The organism is Pseudobacter sp. (assembly GCF_051955275.1).
Lineage (GTDB): Bacteria > Bacteroidota > Bacteroidia > Chitinophagales > Chitinophagaceae > Pseudobacter.
Window position 1 is genome coordinate 20,409 of record NZ_JBQCGW010000220.1, and the last position, 15,953, is coordinate 36,361.

Here is a 15,953-nt window from a genome sequence, read left to right on the forward strand (position 1 = left end):
CGTTTTGGTAAAATCATGTATTTTCGCCCCGTTTTATCAGATTTAAAGCATTCCTTATTAGAGAAAACTTCTACTCCGACATTAGTATCGCCTTACTGCATCAGCAATAGCTTCTGACCAAAGCTACCCAGATCCCGATCCTGAAAATAAGAAGACTGCGGACAGCATTGTTGAAGGCAGTATTAAACAAACAGACCTTTAAAACAGATTATTACGTTATGAAACGAAAGACTTTCAAACTGGCTGCTTTATTATCTCTTATGACGGGAGTTGGAGCTATTCAGGCACAGGCCCAATCCACCGAGTATGACCGGCCGAATGTTGTTACCTCAGCTGTTCCCTTTTTACGCATTTCGCCGGATGCAAGAGCAGGCGGTATGGGTGAACTGGGCGTGGCAACCACACCAGATGCGAACTCAGCTTTCTGGAACCTCGCTAAAACACCATTTACAAAACATGATTACGGTATTGGTCTCACTTACACGCCATGGTTGAAGGATCTGGGTCTTAATGACGTGTACCTGCTGACTGCTACCGGTTATGCAAAGATCGATGAGCTGCAGGCTATCTCTGCTTCAGTACGTTATTTCAGTCTGGGTAATATCCAGTTCACCAACTTCAGTGGAACCGATCTCGGAGAAGGCCGCCCGCGTGAAGTAGGCATCGATGTTGGTTACAGCCGCAAACTGTCTGACAAGATCGCGCTGGGTATTGCCCTCCGATATATCAACTCCAACCTGGCTGCTGGTCAGGAAGTGGATGGTACCACTTACAAAAAAGGTAATGCTGTTGCCGGTGATCTGAGCTTCTTCTACACTGGCGTGAATGAAAACGGCCAGGGCTGGAACTTCGGCGCTGTGTTGAGCAACCTGGGTACTAAAATCGGTTATACCAACGATGCAAAGCAGAGAGATTATATTCCCGCCAACCTCGGTCTGGGCGCTACTTACACTGCCGCCATCGATGAAGCCAACAAGATCACTTTCGGAGTAGATATCAACAAACTGCTGGTGCCAACACCTCCGCAGGCTGCTGATCCTACCGATCCTGATAAAACCACAAAAGATTCTGCAGCACTGGCTAAATACCGCGACAAGAGCGTGGTGAGCAGCTGGTTCAGTTCCTTCGGTGATGCTGACGGCGGCTTCAGCGAAGAAGTAAAAGAACTGCAGGCATCAATCGGTGCCGAGTACAGTTACAATGATCAGTTCTTTGTGCGTGCCGGCTATTTCTACGAGAACAAACAAAAGGGAAACCGTAAATATTTCACGCTCGGTCTCGGTCTTAAATACAATGTATTCGGACTGAACTTCTCTTACCTGGTTCCTTCAGGAAGTGGTGTGAACAGGAATCCGCTCTCCAACACACTCCGCTTCGGACTTGTGTTTGACCTCGATAAAGAGTAAGAGCGAAAAATAAAATATATTTGAAGCGTCCTGATCCGTCAGGACGCTTTTTTTTGACCCAAACAGAATGATATGTACAGGATCGGATTCGGAATAGATTTTCATCAGCTGACGGAAGGAAGGGATCTGTGGATAGGTGGGGTGAAGATTCCCCATCACAAGGGGGCGCTGGGCCATAGTGACGCGGATGTTTTATTACACGCCATCTGCGATGCCATGCTGGGCGCACTGGCGCTTGGAGACATCGGTATTCATTTTCCCAATAACGATCCGGCCTATAAGAATATAGACAGCAAGATCCTGCTGGCCCACTGTTATAAACTGATCTCTGAAAAAGGATATAAGATCGTGAACGTGGATGCCTCCATTTGCCTGGAAGCACCCAGGATCAAACCTTACTCCGCACAGATGCGTGAAGTGATTGCAAATATCCTGCAGGTGGGTATGGACGATGTTTCCGTAAAGGCCACCACCTCGGAAACCATGGGGTTCGTGGGCAGGGAAGAAGGATTGGTGGCTTATGCAAACGTGTTGTTGACCAAAGCATAGTATATTTGCGAATGCCATCTATCAACGTCAAGATCATCAACCAGTCTTCCAACCAGTTGCCTGAATACGGCACACCCGGCGCGGCCGGCCTCGACCTGCGCGCCAACCTGGAAGCACCTGTTACCTTACAACCCCTGGAACGTGCTTTGATACCTACTGGTTTATTCATAGAACTGCCGGAAGGGTATGAAGCACAGGTTCGCCCGAGAAGCGGACTCGCTATCAAACAGGGGCTGACCTGCCTCAATACACCCGGTACCATCGATTCTGACTACAGGGGCGAGATCAAGGTGATCCTCATCAACCTTTCCCAGGAACCACAAACCATTCAGCATGCAGACCGAATTGCACAAATGGTGGTTGCTGAGTATACAAAAGTTGCGTGGGAATCCGTTGTAAGCATCTCTGCCACCCAGCGTGCGGAAGGTGGTTTCGGACATACCGGCAAATCATAAATCCTGGTTCTGATGAAATATATTCTCTGGTTACTGGTTCCGGTAGTGCTCGCCGGTTCACTCGGCAGTTGCAGGTCCACCAAAAGGATCCAGACTGCCATCAGCAAAAAGGACACAACCATTGTGGTGCCCGTTGTGGATGCCAAAGCTGATTCCGTGCGTTTCATCCAGGAGATCTGGCAGGGTATCGAAAGGAACAGGATCGATTTCAATACTTTCTCCGCAAAAGTGAAAGTTGAATTCACCGGGGCAGATGGGAAGAAGCCTGACATCAACGCCTTCATCCGCATCAAAAAGGACAGCGCCATCTGGGTGAATGCCACAGCCCTGCTGGGTATTGAAGTGTTTCGCCTGCTGGTAACACCGGACAGTGTGAAGCTGCTGAATAAACTGGACAAAGTAGTGCAACTCCGCTCTGTGTCCTATCTGCAGGAGCTGGCTAAAATACCTTTCACCTTCAAGGAGCTGCAGTCCCTGCTGATCGGAAACCCTGTGTTCCTCGACAGCAATATTGTATCTTACAGGAAAGACGATAAGACCATCTCATTGCTCAGTTCTTCTGAATTGTTCAAACACCTGCTCACCGTTTCTAATGATGATTACCGCCTGCTGCACAGCAAGCTGGACGATGCAGATGCCCTGCGCAACCGGACCTGCAATATCAGTTACGGCGAATATGTAAATAAGAACGGGCTGTTATTCCCCACTTCCAGGAGTATTACTGTGGTGGAGAAAACCAAGGTGGATATTGCTCTTCAGTTCAAGCAGGTGGATTTTAATGTGGATTTAACCTTTCCTTTTAATATTCCACGTAATTATAAGCGTCAATAATTCGTTATCACCTTTCTTAACACCATTAGTCAATAAAATCCGAGCGATATGCAAAGAATCCTGGTTGCCTTTTCATTGGTATTCCTGTGTGCCTTCGGAGTGCGCGCGCAACAGAGCAGTGATGATCTGAAAAAGAAGCAGTCTGAGATCCAGCAAGAGATCGACGAGCTGCGCCGTACCCTGAATGATACCAAGAAGAACAAGAAGGCCAGCCTGGGTCAACTTGCGCTGATCAACAAGAAGCTGCGTCTTCGCGAGCAGGCGATCGGAAATATCAATGAACAGATCAACAATATCCAAAGCAGTATCAGCCAGAACTACAATGAGATCAGCAGGCTGAACAAGGAGCTGGATACCCTGAAGGAACATTATAAGAAAAGCGTGGTGTACGCTTACAAGAACCGCAGTAACTACGAATTCCTCAATTTCATCTTTGCTTCCAATAGCTTTAATGAGGCCCTCAAACGTATCGAGTACCTGAAGTCTTACCGTCAGTACCGCGAACAGCAGGCACAGACCATCAAGAACACGCAGCAGCTGCTGAACGAAAAGAATGAAGGCCTGAAAGCCTCCCGCAAACAAAAGGATGAAGTACTCAGATCTGCAGAGAAAGAGAAAGTAGTACTGGTTGATGAGCGTAAAGAGAAAGATGAATTCCTCGGAAAGATCAAGGCCCGCGAAAAAGAGATCTCCAGGGAAATTGAAATGAAGGCCCGTGCTGACCAGAAACTGAAACTGGCCATCCGTGCTGCTATCGATAAAGAAATGAAGGCAGCTGCCGTTGCTGCCCGTGAAAAGGCTGCCCGCGAAGAACGGGCCCGTGAACTGGAAAGAGAGAAAGAAAGAGAACGTGAGCGGGAGCGCGAAAAAGAAAAAGCGCGTCTTGCTGCCGCTGCTGCGAAACAGCCTGCCACCAATAATCCTACACCTGCTACCCCCGCTCCGGCACCTGTTGCTTCCACACCGGCTCCAGAGCCTAAGAAGCAGCCAGCCCGCTCAGAGAGCGTATTTGAAGCCACTCCTGAAGGCATGGCATTATCAGGTGGGTTTGAGAAGCAGAAAGGCAAACTTCCTTGGCCTGTTGAAAAAGGGAATATTAAACTGCACTTTGGTCCTTATACCGTATTCGGGAATATCCGTGGCAATAACCCCGGGATCACCCTTGAAACCAATTCCGGCGCTACTGTAAAAGCAGTATTTGATGGAGAGGTGACCACAGTTTTTGATATCGAAGGCCAGTGGGCAGTGATGATCCAGCACGGAAAGTATTTCTCAGTTTACAGTAACCTTGCGTCAGCTTCCGTAAGTAAGGGACAGAAAGTGAGTATCGGACAAACTATCGGAAGGGCTGGCAATAACGATGATGGTGAAGGCGAAGTGGAGTTCATCATCATGCTGGAAAAAGCCAACCAGAATCCTGAGACCTGGCTGAGAAAAAAATAATCATGTAAAGAACCTCATAAAAGATCCCGTTGTAAGCATGGCTCGCAACGGGATCTTTCGTTATAAGAATTCTGGTATTAATTCAGGAACCTGTTGTACAGTTCTTCATACATGGGCACCACCCTGTCTATATCAAAGTGCTGCGCATGTGCAAAAGCGTTAGCCTTGAACTGTTTCAGCTGTTCGGGGTTCGACAGCAGTTCGATAGCCTGACGGCTCATATTCTCTACATCGCCAACATTGCTGAGGAAACCGGTTTTGCCGTCTACATTGATCTCGGGCAATCCACCGGCATTGGTGGAGATCACGGGAACGCCTGCGGCCATGGCTTCCAGGGCAGCCAGACCAAAGCTCTCATAATCCGAAGTGAGTAAGAACAGGTCGGAGATGGCCAGGATCTCTTCTATTTGTTCCTGCCTTCCTACAAAGCGGGTATCGTCGCAGATACCAAGCTCGCGGCACATGGCTTCTGCGATGGGTCTTTCAGGGCCATCGCCCACGAAGAGCAATTTGGCGGGCACCTTGGGTAAAACCCTGGCAAAGATCTGCACCACATCTTCCACTCGTTTCAGTTTGCGGAAGTTGGAAGCATGCAGCAGGATCTTTTCTCCGTTGGGGGCTATCACTTTGCGGAATGCATCGATAGGTTTTTTATTGAAGCGTTTCACGTCCACAAAATTCTGGATCACTTCTATATTCTTACCAATCTTGAAATGCTTATAGGTTTCATCACGCAGGTTATTGGAAACTGCGGTGATGGCGTCGCTTTCATTGATGGAAAATGTAACTACGGGCTCGAAGGTTTTATCACGCCCCACGAGTGTGATATCCGTACCGTGCAGGGTGGTGATCACCGGGATGCGCTTGCCCTGTTTTTCCAGGATCATCTTGGCCATATAGGCGGCAGATGCGTGTGGAATGGCATAGTGCACGTGCAGGAGATCGATATTGTTGTTTACGATCACATCAACCATGGTGCTGCTCAGTGCCGTTTCGTAAGGGGGATAATCGAACAGGGGATAGGTGGGAACGCGTACTTCGTGATAAAAGATATTTGCGTTGAATTCGCTTAGTCTTACAGGTTGCTGATAAGTGATAAAATGGACCTGGTGACCTTTGTCAGCCAGTGCTTTGCCCAGTTCAGTGGCCAACACGCCGCTTCCGCCGAACGTGGGATAACAAACTATTCCAATGCGCATAGAGACCGATTAGTTGATGGGTATATAGATGTATGAAGGTAAAGGAATTGTTTAACTTTAGGCTAAATAACAGTCCTTATGGCAGGAAGGTTCAAAGTCAAGACAATTATCTTTTGGGTACTCTTTTTAGGCCTCGGCATCTTCGTTTATGTGCGCTATTTCTGGGTTTTTGAAAGCGGTACGAAGGGCGGTATACTCAACACTTTCGGAAAGAAGGGGTATGTATTCAAGACCTATGAAGGTAAAATTATCCAGAGCGGATTCCGCGTGAATGTTCAGAGCAATGAATTCGAATTCAGCGTGGTGAGCGAGTCTGTGGCGAAAGTACTGCTGGAGAATGCAGGCATGAACGTGCAGGTTCATTTCAAATCTTATCTGGGTGCGTTACCGTGGAGGGGCTGGCAGAAATACATAGTGGATAGTGTGTATGAGGTGCGGAACCCGACTAATCTGGAGAATGTGGTGAGCCCGCAGTAGATGCTTTTTCGGCTCAGGGGTATGCCTGTTCAGGCTGGAAAACAAACCGCACCTTTATGAGGTGCTATTGGGCTTTTGTTTAGTTGGGTTGGGCTGTGGTGCAAAGCCAGGCTTCTTCGCTTATGTTTTCAAGGCCTGCACAGGCATACCCCTGAGCCATGAACACTCGGGAGGTGCAGCACATTATTCTCCTGATTACGGGATCGCGCACCTCATGGGAGGAGGGAGAGGGGGAACGGGTGCATCACCCAAAGTAATAGGAGATGCATTACCCGGTAATTGAGCACTGCATTCCTTTCGTTCCCGCCGCTTTTACCCATCCTTCCACTCCCGATCTGCTGAGTGCCAAAGATTATTTGTAATAAGGTGTTGAGTTATCGAGGTGCTGCTGTTGCGGGATGGTGTGGAGCAGGCCTTTAAAACATACGATCCTTCAGCCCGGCATTGCACCTCAGCCTCAACATACCCCACCACAACCTATCGAAGAACAAACAGGTGTGGGTATGTTTTTCAGCCCGTGCAACACCACCCCAACAGTCCCGTCATAAAAACTCAACCCATCACACAAAAAATCGCCGGGCGCTTATGCAGATCACCCACCCCCGCCTTCTTCCATGCCTGGATAGTCATTGTTCTGATCGATTCTGTTTCGGCTGTTAAATCTACGGCTATGCATAACCGTGTGTCAGGATGCAATGTTTTTATGATGGTTTCCGCGAGTTGATTGTTACGGTAGGGAGTTTCAATGAAGATCTCGGTACAATTCTTTTTTATAGACTCTGCTTCCAGCTCTTTAAGAGCTTTGACACGCTGGGTGGCATCGATGGGGAGATAGCCGTTGAAGCGGAATTGTTGTCCATTCATTCCGCTGCCCATGAGGGCCAGGAGGATGGAGCTGGGGCCTACCATCGGAACAACGGTGGCTTGCATTTGCTGGGCCAGGCCGATGAGGAGTTGCCCGGGGTCTGCGATGCCAGGGCAGCCTGCTTCACTGATGATGCCGATATTCTTGTTGAGTAAGAGGCATTTTCTGAACTCCTGCTGAACGGCTTCTTCTGCCTTATGGATGGTGAACCACTGGTAATCGTCGATCACCATTTCTTTCCATAATTGTTTGAGGAAGCGGCGGGCGCTCCTTTCGTTCTCCACAAAAAAGCACTGACAATGGTGGAGGGCTTCGGTTACATAGGCCGGTATGGTCTGCGTAGCGGATTCGTGCAGGAAAGACGGTATCAGATAGATCTTGCTGGAGCTCATGCCGGCAAGTTAGGGAAAATGTCAACGCTGGAGCTCAGGATCCTTATCCTGGTGATAAAGGCTGATGGTGGCCGCCACTACAGCATAAGCGGGAGCAAGCACCCAGCCCACTACCAGTACCAGGTGCATCAGGTAGAATACGATGCCATTGCCGATGGCAAGACCTTTGTGTTTACCAATGAACTCGATGCTTTCGGTGGCAGTGAGTTTGTGTCGTTCGCAGCTGTAGTCGAGCATGGAGAAGCCGTAGTAATAACATTCCACGAAGAGGGCAAATACCGGTACGATCCATCCTACAACAGGGATGAAGCTGAGAAGCAGTAAACTGATCATGTACACGGTCTGCCAGAACATATTGCGGAAGGCCAGTTTGATACCGCGGCCCATGTCTTTCAGCACCTGAGGCCAGCTGAAGGGATAGTCTTTCCCGTTGAGGATGGCATCTGTTTTTTCGCTGAGATAAGCGAACACAGGGGAGCCGAGGATGAGGAAAAGGTATTTGAACAAAGAGAAATAAAAAGAGAGGAGCAGGAGCCGGATCATGATCTCGCCCATTACAAAGAAAAAGCTGAGAAGGCCGCTGCCTTGTTTATGCACCCAACGGTCCACGCCGATGCGGTGACTGAGCCAGGTGACTGCGTTGCCCGATGAGATCAGGAAGAAATACAAACCAACTACAAAGAGGATCAGGTAGATGATACCAGGTATCAGGATCCATTTCCACAGCTTGTGATGGCTGATGAACTTATGGGCCCGCATGTACGACTGGATGGCTATGATGATTTCTTTGAGCAAGATGGTTATTTTTGATCGCAGGTTCAGGTTAATCCTTCAAACCTACTAAAATATTGAATCAATCTATGCTACCGGTGATGAAAAAGTTAGGAGAGGATTTTTATGACCGCCCGGATGTGGTGCAGATTGCAAGGGAATTGCTCGGCAAGATCCTCGTTACAAAATTCGATGGGGCTGTAACGGCGGGCCGCATTGTTGAGACCGAAGCCTATGAAGGCACGGTAGACAGGGCTTCGCATGCCTGGAACGGAAGACGCACCAAACGTACGGAAGTGATGTATGGACTGCCGGGAACTGCGTATATATACCTCTGTTATGGGATACATCAGATGTTCAATGTGGTCACCAATCAGCGCGATGTACCACATGCTATCCTCATCAGGGCGCTGGAACCGGTAGAAGGACAGGAACTGATGCTGCAAAGATTTGGTGTGAAAGCAGGTCAGCGTGCCGATCCTTACTTTCTTACCAAAGGTCCGGGCAATGTGGGGCGTGCGCTGGGGTTGCATACATCCCATACGGGCAGCAGCCTGCAGGGCGATGAAGTGTATATCGGTGATGACGGGTATAAGTTGAAGAAAGAGCAGATCGGTGAGTCTCCCAGGATAGGAGTGGATTATGCGGGAGAGCATGCGGAGTGGTTGTACCGGTTTTATGTGAAGGGGAACAGGTATGTGAGTGGAAAGATCACCCGCTAGATAAACTTCACTTATTCAATTACGTTAGTATTGCTTTAAAACTTAGGACAGGGAATACCTTTATTTCCTGGGGGGAAGTTGATATAGATCAGTGAGATCTCGATCCCGCCGCGGCTTTGTGAAGCCGTTTTAAGCGATGACATATTCACATCATAGGAAGCGCCGATCCTGAAACCACCGAATTCCAGTCCCAGATAGGGGATGATGGCATCATTCACATTATTGAAGCGGCTCCAGAGCCCGGCATAAAAGTTCGTGGGGTTCTCCTCGTTATCATTCATGGTAAACCCAACAGCACCACCTACTACAAAATTAGTGGCTGCGGCCTGGCGGCTGTAGAGTGCACTGAGATAGATATTGCGTGATTTATCGGTCAGCGGAAAGCTGCCACCGGCGTGGGCTGTAAGCCTTGGATTAAGCGTATATTCAATCCTGTCTGTATTGAAAGACTCGCGTGGTTTGTTGAGGTGATAACCGGCAACCCCAATATAGAAATTGTTGTAACCGTCTGTGGTGCCGTTGTAGAGGGCGCCTGCGGAGAGATCAAAGTAACCGATATTGAACTCCCGGTTGTCTACGGCTTCTCCACTGGGGATGGTCCATCCACCATGATCATCCAGTTCAGACTCGAAGTTGAGTTTGGTGCCATCCAGCCTTTTTGTAAAATAAGAACCCTGGAATCCGAAACCGATCTGATGCAGTCCGTCAGCGTCAAGCCCTTTGTGGTAGGCTGTTGTGAAGGAGATCATATTGGTGCTCAGGATGCCGTTGGCGGTTTTATCTGTCATGGCCACAACGCCTATGCCCCAGGTATCAAGCTCTGATAACCGGTTGCGCATAATAGGCATATCGATGGATGCTGTTGATGTGATGAAGGCTTTGCTGATAGCAGGCCATTGATCCCTGTAGTTTCCTGCCACGCGGAAATTCCCATTGAACTTTCCTGTAAGTGCAGGATTAAGTGTAAGCGGGGAAACGAAAAACTGGGAGAAATTCGGATCCTGTGCTGAAGCTGTCTCCAGCAAAAGCAGCGTAAAGATTACGGTGTAAAGTTTCCTCATCCGCATAGTTGGTTAGATCACTCTACCTAATGTACGACAAAAAGGAGAATGACCGGGTTAAATTTGATGTTTGATGTGTCAGATCAAGATTTATTTACATCTGAACCTTGGTGCCGTAGGCGAGGTCGCCGGCATCCCCCAGTCCAGGTACAATATATCCTTTGGCGGTGAGTTCTTCATCGATGGCGCCGCACCAGATCTTGACGTTCGGTTCACTTCTCTTCACGTATTCAATGCCCACGGTACAGGCGATAGCGGAAACGATATGGATTTCGCGGGGATGACCTTCATCCCTGAGGAATTGAATGGTCTTAACCAGTGAGGAGCCTGTGGCCAGCATGGCGTCTGCGATGATGATCACGCGGCCTTCCAGTTCAGGACAGCTCACATATTCCAGGCTGATCTCAAAAGATCCGTCCCGGTTATGTTTGCGGTAAGCGGAAATAAAAGCATTATCGGCTTTATCAAAATAATTGAGCAGGCCCTGGTGCAGCGGCAGTCCGGCCCTGAGCACGGTGGCCAGCACCGGCTGTTCTTCCAGCACCCGGCAGTTGGCGATACCCATGGCAGTCTGCACTTCGCGATCCACATAAGGAAGCTGCTGGCTGATATGATAAGCCGCTACTTCGCCCACCCGTTCAAGGTTGCGGCGGAATCGTAACCTGTCCTGCTGAACCTGTACGTCCCTTAATTCGCTCACCCATGTGCTGAGCAGAGAATCCTGTTCACTTAGATTGATTACCATGCGTTACTTTTGATGAGCAAAACTAATCCTTTGAGCAACTCAATTTCTTCTAAAATACTAAAAATATGGTTTACAGAGTACTTGGCCTAATGAGTGGAAGTGCGTTGGATGGGCTCGACATCGTTTTTGTGGAGTTTCAGGAAAATGGCGGGAAATGGCAATATGAGATCATTCACGGGGAAACCTACCCATATACCAAAGAATGGGCAGACAGGCTCCGCAATGCCATTCAGCTCAAAGCGCTTGACTATCAACTCCTGGATGTAGAGTACGGCCATTATATTGCCGCTGAAGTGCAGAAATTCATCGACCAGTACAAACTCGATTTCAAAGTACAGCTCATTGCATCCCACGGGCATACCACCTTTCATGTGCCTTCAAAAAAAATGACGGCTCAGCTGGGAGACGGTGCTTCCATTGCCGCTTCCACCGGTATCAATGTAGTGAGCAACCTGCGTGCCATCGATATGGCGCTGAATGGCCACGGCGCCCCCATTGTACCCATCGGGGAAAAACTCCTGCTCAATGATTACGACCTCTTCCTGAATATCGGCGGTATCATGAATGTGAGCTACCGCAAACCAGATGAATATATCGCGTATGATGTTTGTCCGGCTAACCGTGTGATGAATATGATGGCCCAGAAACTGGGTAAGGAAATAGATTACAGCGGAGACTTCGCCCGTTCCGGCAAACTGCAGCCCGCACTGCTGCAGCAGCTCAATGCCCTTGAATACTACAGGATGCCTTATCCCAAATCACTGGCCAATGATTTCGGCACCGATGTGATCTATCCCATGTGCGCCAGATCAGGATACAGCATCGAAGATGGCCTGCGCACATTTGTTGAGCATATGGCCGGGCAACTGAAATTTAGCCTGACAGCATTGTTGGGAGGTGATGGAGGAAATAAGCGCATACTCATCACCGGTGGTGGGGCACACAATACTTTCCTGATTGAAAGACTCACAGAAAAACTGAAAGAGATCAATGTGGAAGTAGTGGTGCCTGATAAAGTGCTGGTTGATTTCAAAGAAGCACTGATCATGGGACTCATAGGTGTGCTGCGCTGGCGCGAAGAAGTGAATGTGATGGCAACCGTTACCGGTGCAGACCGCGACAGTATCGGCGGCGCCGTATGGATGGGACAACCCTGGAACTAACAAGGTGTGCCCAGTCGCTCGCGTCCCCGCGAGTGACTTCTATTTGCTCGCCTCCGGCGAGCACCGTGTCGCCGGAGGCGACGGAATATCTGTCACTCGCGGGGACGCGAGCGACTGGCACACCCTGATAAAATAATCGTATGCGGATACTGGTATTGCCCTTATTGATACTAGCCGTGAATGGCTTCGCTCAATCATCTTCCCGAGAAAAAGAACTGTCTGCCCTGGCGCGCAGTAATTTCAACGCTGACAATGCATTGAGCACAGTGGCCTATGTTGAGAGCCGCTGGAGGCTTGCCGGTAATACCGGTTTCAATGAAAGTATCTTCCTGGTGGAGAAACACCTGAAAGAGGCAGGCTATATCAACGAAACGGAAGCAACTGCCGGCAACCGGCTTACTTACCGGATAGAGAAAAGACCCATGAAAAGGCTCACCTGGGAACCCGTGGATGCACAGCTTTTCATAGTTGGAGAAACAGCACCGGTGCTCAGTTTCAGCACCAACAGGAATATGATCGCCATCAATTCCGCGTCTACACCCGAAGAAGGCATTACGGCTGATCTTGTGGTCATTGAAAACGAAGCGCAGTGGAAACAGGACCTGAAAGGAAAGATCGTGATGAGCGATGGGGATATCGGTGGCGTATATGCGAAATCAAAGACGGCCGGAGCAGCAGGCGCGCTTGGCTATGATCTGCCTTCATACACACAACCGGAAAAAAATATTCATTCCATTCAGTTCGGCAATATAGGCTTCAGCAAGGACCAGCAGGGTTGGGGCATCTTGCTGAGCTACGCAGCAAGGGAAAGGCTGAAAGCCGCTGCTGCAAAGGGTTCTGTTAAGCTGAGAGTGATAGTGAAAACAAAAGCATGTCAATCGGAGGAACTCACTATTGTTGCAGATGTACGCGGCTCTGCAAAACCTGATGAGCGTTTTGTATTCAGTGCGCATGTACAGGAACCGGGCGCCAATGACAATGCATCGGGTGTAGGCACGCTGGTTGAAATGGCCAGGGTAACGGCCACCATGGTAAAGTCCGGTGCACTTGATCCCCGCAGGAGCCTTACTTTTTTATGGGGCGATGAGATCATTTCCACACGCAGGTATATTGTTGAGGATTCCATCAGGGCAAAGGGCATCAGATGGGGATGCAGCCTGGATATGGTGGGAGAGGATACGAAGAAGACCGGCGGCACCTTCCTCATTGAAAAAATGCCGGACCCGTCTGCCGTGTGGACGCGTGGCAGTGACAGGCATTCCGAATGGGGGGGCAGTCCTTTGCCTGAATCAGCCATCGTACCACATTATTTCAATGACCTGCTGCTGACGCGCTGTCTCAATGAAGCAAAGGACAACGATTGGGTAGTGAACACCAATCCTTTTGAAGGCGGCAGTGATCATACGCCTTTCCTGGATGCAAAGATCCCGGGATTGCTCATGTGGCATTTCACGGATATGTTTTATCATACCGATTCTGACCGTTTCGATAAAGTTTCCGGTACTACCATGAAGCATGTTGGGGTAAGCGGGCTGGTGACTTCCTGGTTGCTGACCTCGGCTGATAACCATACAACAATCGGATTGGTAAAAGACCTGCAAGCCAGTGCGGGCAAACGTTTGAGCGATGAGCTTGTACTCAGTAGAGCCAATATTGCAAAAGGCATGAGCAAGGCTGAAGAGACGAAGATCCTGAATGCCTGGCAGTCTTATTACCGCAATGCGCTAGATAAAATGAAAGAGATCCCGGTGGAAACACCGGATGAGAAATTAATGAAGGCCATTGAAGTGGCTAAAAGATCTCTCTTGAATAAAAAAAGCCGGCTGTGAAGGCTCACTGCCGGCTTTGCTTACTAACGGGATGTTCTAGGCTACAATCTTTCTGCCACAGCGAAATAACCGGGCTTTCTTACCGGGCGTGATGATTTGTGCTTCCAGGGTAAAGCCTGCTTTCTCCAGTGCTCCGTTCAGGTTGCAATCATCTTCGATCACCATCAACAGTCTTTCCACTTCCGAAAAAGCGAAAAAGAAATCCTGACAGGTCTGAAAGATGCCCAGGATCCAATCCTGGTTATTTTCCTTTTCAGGGTCCAGGAGCAATTGCAGGCGGTAATCGCCGGGCTGCGCATCATAGTAGGAACTGATATCATCCTGCACGGCATGATGAACATCTACCTGGGCTGCAGCTGCTTCATTGATCTGAACAAAGAACGATTGAACGGAACTGGATTCTGCGATGCAATTGTAGGTTTCATGCAGATGGCGGATATGCGCATCTTTTTTCATGAACCTTGTAAATCGCCAGGGGAGCCAGTTGTAGATCACAGGCAGGTCCGTTCCGAGGCATAATAACCTGACAGACACCGTGATCCGGTTTGATGAAAAGAACCTGGTGCACACTGGGTGCTGTTGGATAGCGGCATAGGAAACAGGTTTACACAGCATTGTCCGGTCGATCTCCAGTGGACTGCTGGTCATAGGATGCGCTTCGAAATAACCTGTTGTAGCCTCTGCGACTAACGGGAAATTAAAGCTGGTTGACATTGCTATAGGTTTTAATGGTATGCCCAACCAGAGCCTGAGCCAATTCTAACGTTTATGGGATTATGCGGGTGTAAATGACTTTCAGAGGGAGTAGAATCTGCCGGAAAATGCGTCTTCTTCCACATATTCCAGCCATGAAAGGTGAAAAAATGGCGGTAAAGAATCTAATTTGAAGGTACTTTAAATTGGAAAATAACCCAAAGCATATACCCGTAAATACACAAAAACCCTTAGGTTTTGTGGCCACCAATGGGAAAATACTCCCTAAAACATAAGCGTTTTTCAAATCAATTTTCGAAATTTGAATGAGACTGCCTTTGCGCAGCACTAATCAGAAACCTATACCATGCCATTAAACCTGTTATCTGAGATCACCGGACAAGTGACCTTGTCCGCCTGTATGCCCACGATGCTGTGGGAGTACAAGTTACCCGATGCCAAAGCACTGGTTGCCTCAGGACCTGAAGGACAGTTTTTGCTACAGGAACTCAGGGGCGCTGGTTATTCTATCTGGTACAATACTTACCAGTTGCCGCACCGGGATACCATCACCATTACAGATGATCTTCCCGTGATCAGAATTCCCTTCATGATCCGCAACAGTTTTCATTATCAGCCAAAGGGGCTGCCCGACTGGTGGATGCATGAGAGTTCTTTTGCCATCTATTATAACCAGAAGAGACAAACGAAGTTGAGGTTTGATAAAGATCGTCTCTACTCCAGCTTTGAACTCTGCATCACGCCTGAGTTCCTGAAGCCGATGGCTGCGCATTTCCCATTGGCCGCAGCCTTGCTCGACAGGGCTTTACATGATGGAGCTTCCCTTGCCGGAAGTGCGCCCCTGGTTGCAACGCCGGCCATGATGGCTATCATCAAGGACATTCTCAACAACACATACACCGGTCCTCTCCGCCAGCTTTACCTGGATGCGAAAGTGAACGAGTTGTTGCTGATGACCCTTCACCGGACCATCAATTACAAAACACCGGCTGCAGTAAAACTGAGTGAAGCGGAAGTGGACACCATCTATGATCTGAAAGCATTCCTGCTGAAGCAGCTCGACAGATCCTATTCAGTGGAGCAACTCGCCAAACGGCGCGGGCTCACGGCACATAAGCTCAAACGCGGCTTCTTACGCATTTATGGCGCCGGGATCTTTGAATACCTGCTGGAGGCAAGAATGGAGCGTGCAGGCGCGCTGTTGCATGAAACGCATATTCCCGTGGAGCAGATCGCGCGACTGACAGGGTACAAGAACATGGCCAATTTTTCAGTAGTGTTCAAGAAGTACTTTGGCTTCCCGCCTCGATATTTCAGGGGAAAGTGATGGT

The 15,953-nt window shown here is 49.0% G+C and carries 16 protein-coding genes; 10 read left to right on the forward strand and 6 right to left on the reverse strand.

Going from position 1 to position 15,953, the window contains the following annotated elements:
* Nucleotides 1–218: 218 nt before the first annotated feature.
* The 5 genes from porV to ACTHMC_RS19300 all read left to right on the forward strand — a co-directional run bounded on the left by porV (nt 219) and on the right by ACTHMC_RS19300 (nt 4,684).
* Nucleotides 219–1,406 carry a type IX secretion system outer membrane channel protein PorV gene (porV, locus tag ACTHMC_RS19280; RefSeq protein ID WP_440415563.1) on the forward strand — a complete coding sequence of 396 codons (1,188 nt, stop codon included), beginning with the start codon at nt 219–221 and terminating at the stop codon, nt 1,404–1,406.
* A gap of 72 nt (nt 1,407–1,478) precedes the next feature.
* Nucleotides 1,479–1,955: a 2-C-methyl-D-erythritol 2,4-cyclodiphosphate synthase gene (gene ispF, locus ACTHMC_RS19285; RefSeq protein WP_440415565.1), complete on the forward strand. Its 477-nt coding sequence runs from the start codon at nt 1,479–1,481 to the stop codon at nt 1,953–1,955.
* Between the two features lie 11 nt (nt 1,956–1,966).
* Nucleotides 1,967–2,410: a dUTP diphosphatase gene (gene dut, locus ACTHMC_RS19290; protein ID WP_440415566.1), complete on the forward strand. Its 444-nt coding sequence runs from the start codon at nt 1,967–1,969 to the stop codon at nt 2,408–2,410.
* A gap of 12 nt (nt 2,411–2,422) precedes the next feature.
* A complete protein-coding gene (locus ACTHMC_RS19295; RefSeq protein ID WP_440415567.1) occupies nt 2,423–3,241 on the forward strand; it encodes a DUF4292 domain-containing protein in 819 nt (272 codons plus the stop codon).
* A gap of 48 nt (nt 3,242–3,289) precedes the next feature.
* Nucleotides 3,290–4,684 carry a murein hydrolase activator EnvC family protein gene (locus ACTHMC_RS19300; protein WP_440415569.1) on the forward strand — a complete coding sequence of 465 codons (1,395 nt, stop codon included), beginning with the start codon at nt 3,290–3,292 and terminating at the stop codon, nt 4,682–4,684.
* Between the two features lie 77 nt (nt 4,685–4,761).
* Here the strand turns inward: ACTHMC_RS19300 and bshA are convergent, their stop codons facing one another.
* Nucleotides 4,762–5,883: an N-acetyl-alpha-D-glucosaminyl L-malate synthase BshA gene (bshA, locus tag ACTHMC_RS19305; RefSeq protein ID WP_440415571.1), complete on the reverse strand. Its 1,122-nt coding sequence runs from the start codon at nt 5,881–5,883 to the stop codon at nt 4,762–4,764.
* A gap of 78 nt (nt 5,884–5,961) precedes the next feature.
* On the opposite strand from bshA, the gene ACTHMC_RS19310 reads away from it, so the two are divergent.
* A complete protein-coding gene (locus tag ACTHMC_RS19310; RefSeq protein ID WP_440415573.1) occupies nt 5,962–6,360 on the forward strand; it encodes a hypothetical protein in 399 nt (132 codons plus the stop codon).
* A gap of 552 nt (nt 6,361–6,912) precedes the next feature.
* Here ACTHMC_RS19310 and ACTHMC_RS19315 read toward each other — a convergent pair.
* Nucleotides 6,913–7,617, reverse strand: coding sequence for an SAM-dependent methyltransferase (locus ACTHMC_RS19315; RefSeq protein WP_440415575.1), 705 nt, complete (start codon nt 7,615–7,617; stop codon nt 6,913–6,915).
* A gap of 21 nt (nt 7,618–7,638) precedes the next feature.
* Nucleotides 7,639–8,412, reverse strand: coding sequence for an EI24 domain-containing protein (locus ACTHMC_RS19320; RefSeq protein ID WP_440415577.1), 774 nt, complete (start codon nt 8,410–8,412; stop codon nt 7,639–7,641).
* Nucleotides 8,413–8,489: 77 nt separating this feature from the next.
* On the opposite strand from ACTHMC_RS19320, the gene ACTHMC_RS19325 reads away from it, so the two are divergent.
* Entirely contained in the window at nt 8,490–9,110 is a 621-nt protein-coding gene (locus tag ACTHMC_RS19325) for a DNA-3-methyladenine glycosylase (RefSeq protein WP_440415579.1), read from the forward strand.
* A 35-nt stretch (nt 9,111–9,145) separates the two neighbouring features.
* Here ACTHMC_RS19325 and ACTHMC_RS19330 read toward each other — a convergent pair whose 3' ends face one another.
* Nucleotides 9,146–10,171, reverse strand: coding sequence for a PorP/SprF family type IX secretion system membrane protein (locus tag ACTHMC_RS19330; protein ID WP_440415580.1), 1,026 nt, complete (start codon nt 10,169–10,171; stop codon nt 9,146–9,148).
* A gap of 94 nt (nt 10,172–10,265) precedes the next feature.
* Complete coding sequence (gene upp / locus ACTHMC_RS19335) at nt 10,266–10,916, reverse strand: uracil phosphoribosyltransferase (RefSeq protein WP_440415581.1); 651 nt, start codon at nt 10,914–10,916, stop codon at nt 10,266–10,268.
* Nucleotides 10,917–10,981: 65 nt separating this feature from the next.
* On the opposite strand from upp, the gene ACTHMC_RS19340 reads away from it, so the two are divergent.
* Nucleotides 10,982–12,079: an anhydro-N-acetylmuramic acid kinase gene (locus ACTHMC_RS19340; RefSeq protein WP_440415583.1), complete on the forward strand. Its 1,098-nt coding sequence runs from the start codon at nt 10,982–10,984 to the stop codon at nt 12,077–12,079.
* Nucleotides 12,080–12,219: 140 nt separating this feature from the next.
* Nucleotides 12,220–13,908, forward strand: a complete 1,689-nt coding sequence (locus ACTHMC_RS19345) for a M28 family peptidase (RefSeq protein WP_440415584.1) — start codon at nt 12,220–12,222, stop codon at nt 13,906–13,908.
* Between the two features lie 36 nt (nt 13,909–13,944).
* On the opposite strand, the gene ACTHMC_RS19350 is transcribed toward ACTHMC_RS19345, so the two are convergent.
* Nucleotides 13,945–14,622: a GNAT family N-acetyltransferase gene (locus ACTHMC_RS19350; protein WP_440415585.1), complete on the reverse strand. Its 678-nt coding sequence runs from the start codon at nt 14,620–14,622 to the stop codon at nt 13,945–13,947.
* 346 nt (nt 14,623–14,968) lie between these two features.
* On the opposite strand from ACTHMC_RS19350, the gene ACTHMC_RS19355 reads away from it, so the two are divergent.
* Nucleotides 14,969–15,949 (forward strand): helix-turn-helix transcriptional regulator, encoded by a 981-nt coding sequence (locus tag ACTHMC_RS19355; RefSeq protein ID WP_440415586.1) that lies wholly within the window; start codon nt 14,969–14,971, stop codon nt 15,947–15,949.
* The last annotated feature ends 4 nt before the right edge of the window (nt 15,950–15,953 follow it).

What these genes read in the sequence shown, in the direction of transcription:
- porV (WP_440415563.1), top strand. Translation starts at nt 219, where the DNA reads ATGAAACGAAAGACTTTCAAACTGGCTGCTTTATTATCTCTTATGACG.
- ispF (WP_440415565.1), top strand. Translation starts at nt 1,479, where the DNA reads ATGTACAGGATCGGATTCGGAATAGATTTTCATCAGCTGACGGAAGGA.
- dut (WP_440415566.1), top strand. Translation starts at nt 1,967, where the DNA reads ATGCCATCTATCAACGTCAAGATCATCAACCAGTCTTCCAACCAGTTG.
- ACTHMC_RS19295 (WP_440415567.1), top strand. Translation starts at nt 2,423, where the DNA reads ATGAAATATATTCTCTGGTTACTGGTTCCGGTAGTGCTCGCCGGTTCA.
- ACTHMC_RS19300 (WP_440415569.1), top strand. Translation starts at nt 3,290, where the DNA reads ATGCAAAGAATCCTGGTTGCCTTTTCATTGGTATTCCTGTGTGCCTTC.
- bshA (WP_440415571.1), bottom strand. Translation starts at nt 5,883, where the DNA reads ATGCGCATTGGAATAGTTTGTTATCCCACGTTCGGCGGAAGCGGCGTG.
- ACTHMC_RS19310 (WP_440415573.1), top strand. Translation starts at nt 5,962, where the DNA reads ATGGCAGGAAGGTTCAAAGTCAAGACAATTATCTTTTGGGTACTCTTT.
- ACTHMC_RS19315 (WP_440415575.1), bottom strand. Translation starts at nt 7,617, where the DNA reads ATGAGCTCCAGCAAGATCTATCTGATACCGTCTTTCCTGCACGAATCC.
- ACTHMC_RS19325 (WP_440415579.1), top strand. Translation starts at nt 8,490, where the DNA reads ATGAAAAAGTTAGGAGAGGATTTTTATGACCGCCCGGATGTGGTGCAG.
- ACTHMC_RS19330 (WP_440415580.1), bottom strand. Translation starts at nt 10,171, where the DNA reads ATGAGGAAACTTTACACCGTAATCTTTACGCTGCTTTTGCTGGAGACA.
- upp (WP_440415581.1), bottom strand. Translation starts at nt 10,916, where the DNA reads ATGGTAATCAATCTAAGTGAACAGGATTCTCTGCTCAGCACATGGGTG.
- ACTHMC_RS19340 (WP_440415583.1), top strand. Translation starts at nt 10,982, where the DNA reads ATGGTTTACAGAGTACTTGGCCTAATGAGTGGAAGTGCGTTGGATGGG.
- ACTHMC_RS19345 (WP_440415584.1), top strand. Translation starts at nt 12,220, where the DNA reads ATGCGGATACTGGTATTGCCCTTATTGATACTAGCCGTGAATGGCTTC.
- ACTHMC_RS19350 (WP_440415585.1), bottom strand. Translation starts at nt 14,622, where the DNA reads ATGTCAACCAGCTTTAATTTCCCGTTAGTCGCAGAGGCTACAACAGGT.
- ACTHMC_RS19355 (WP_440415586.1), top strand. Translation starts at nt 14,969, where the DNA reads ATGCCATTAAACCTGTTATCTGAGATCACCGGACAAGTGACCTTGTCC.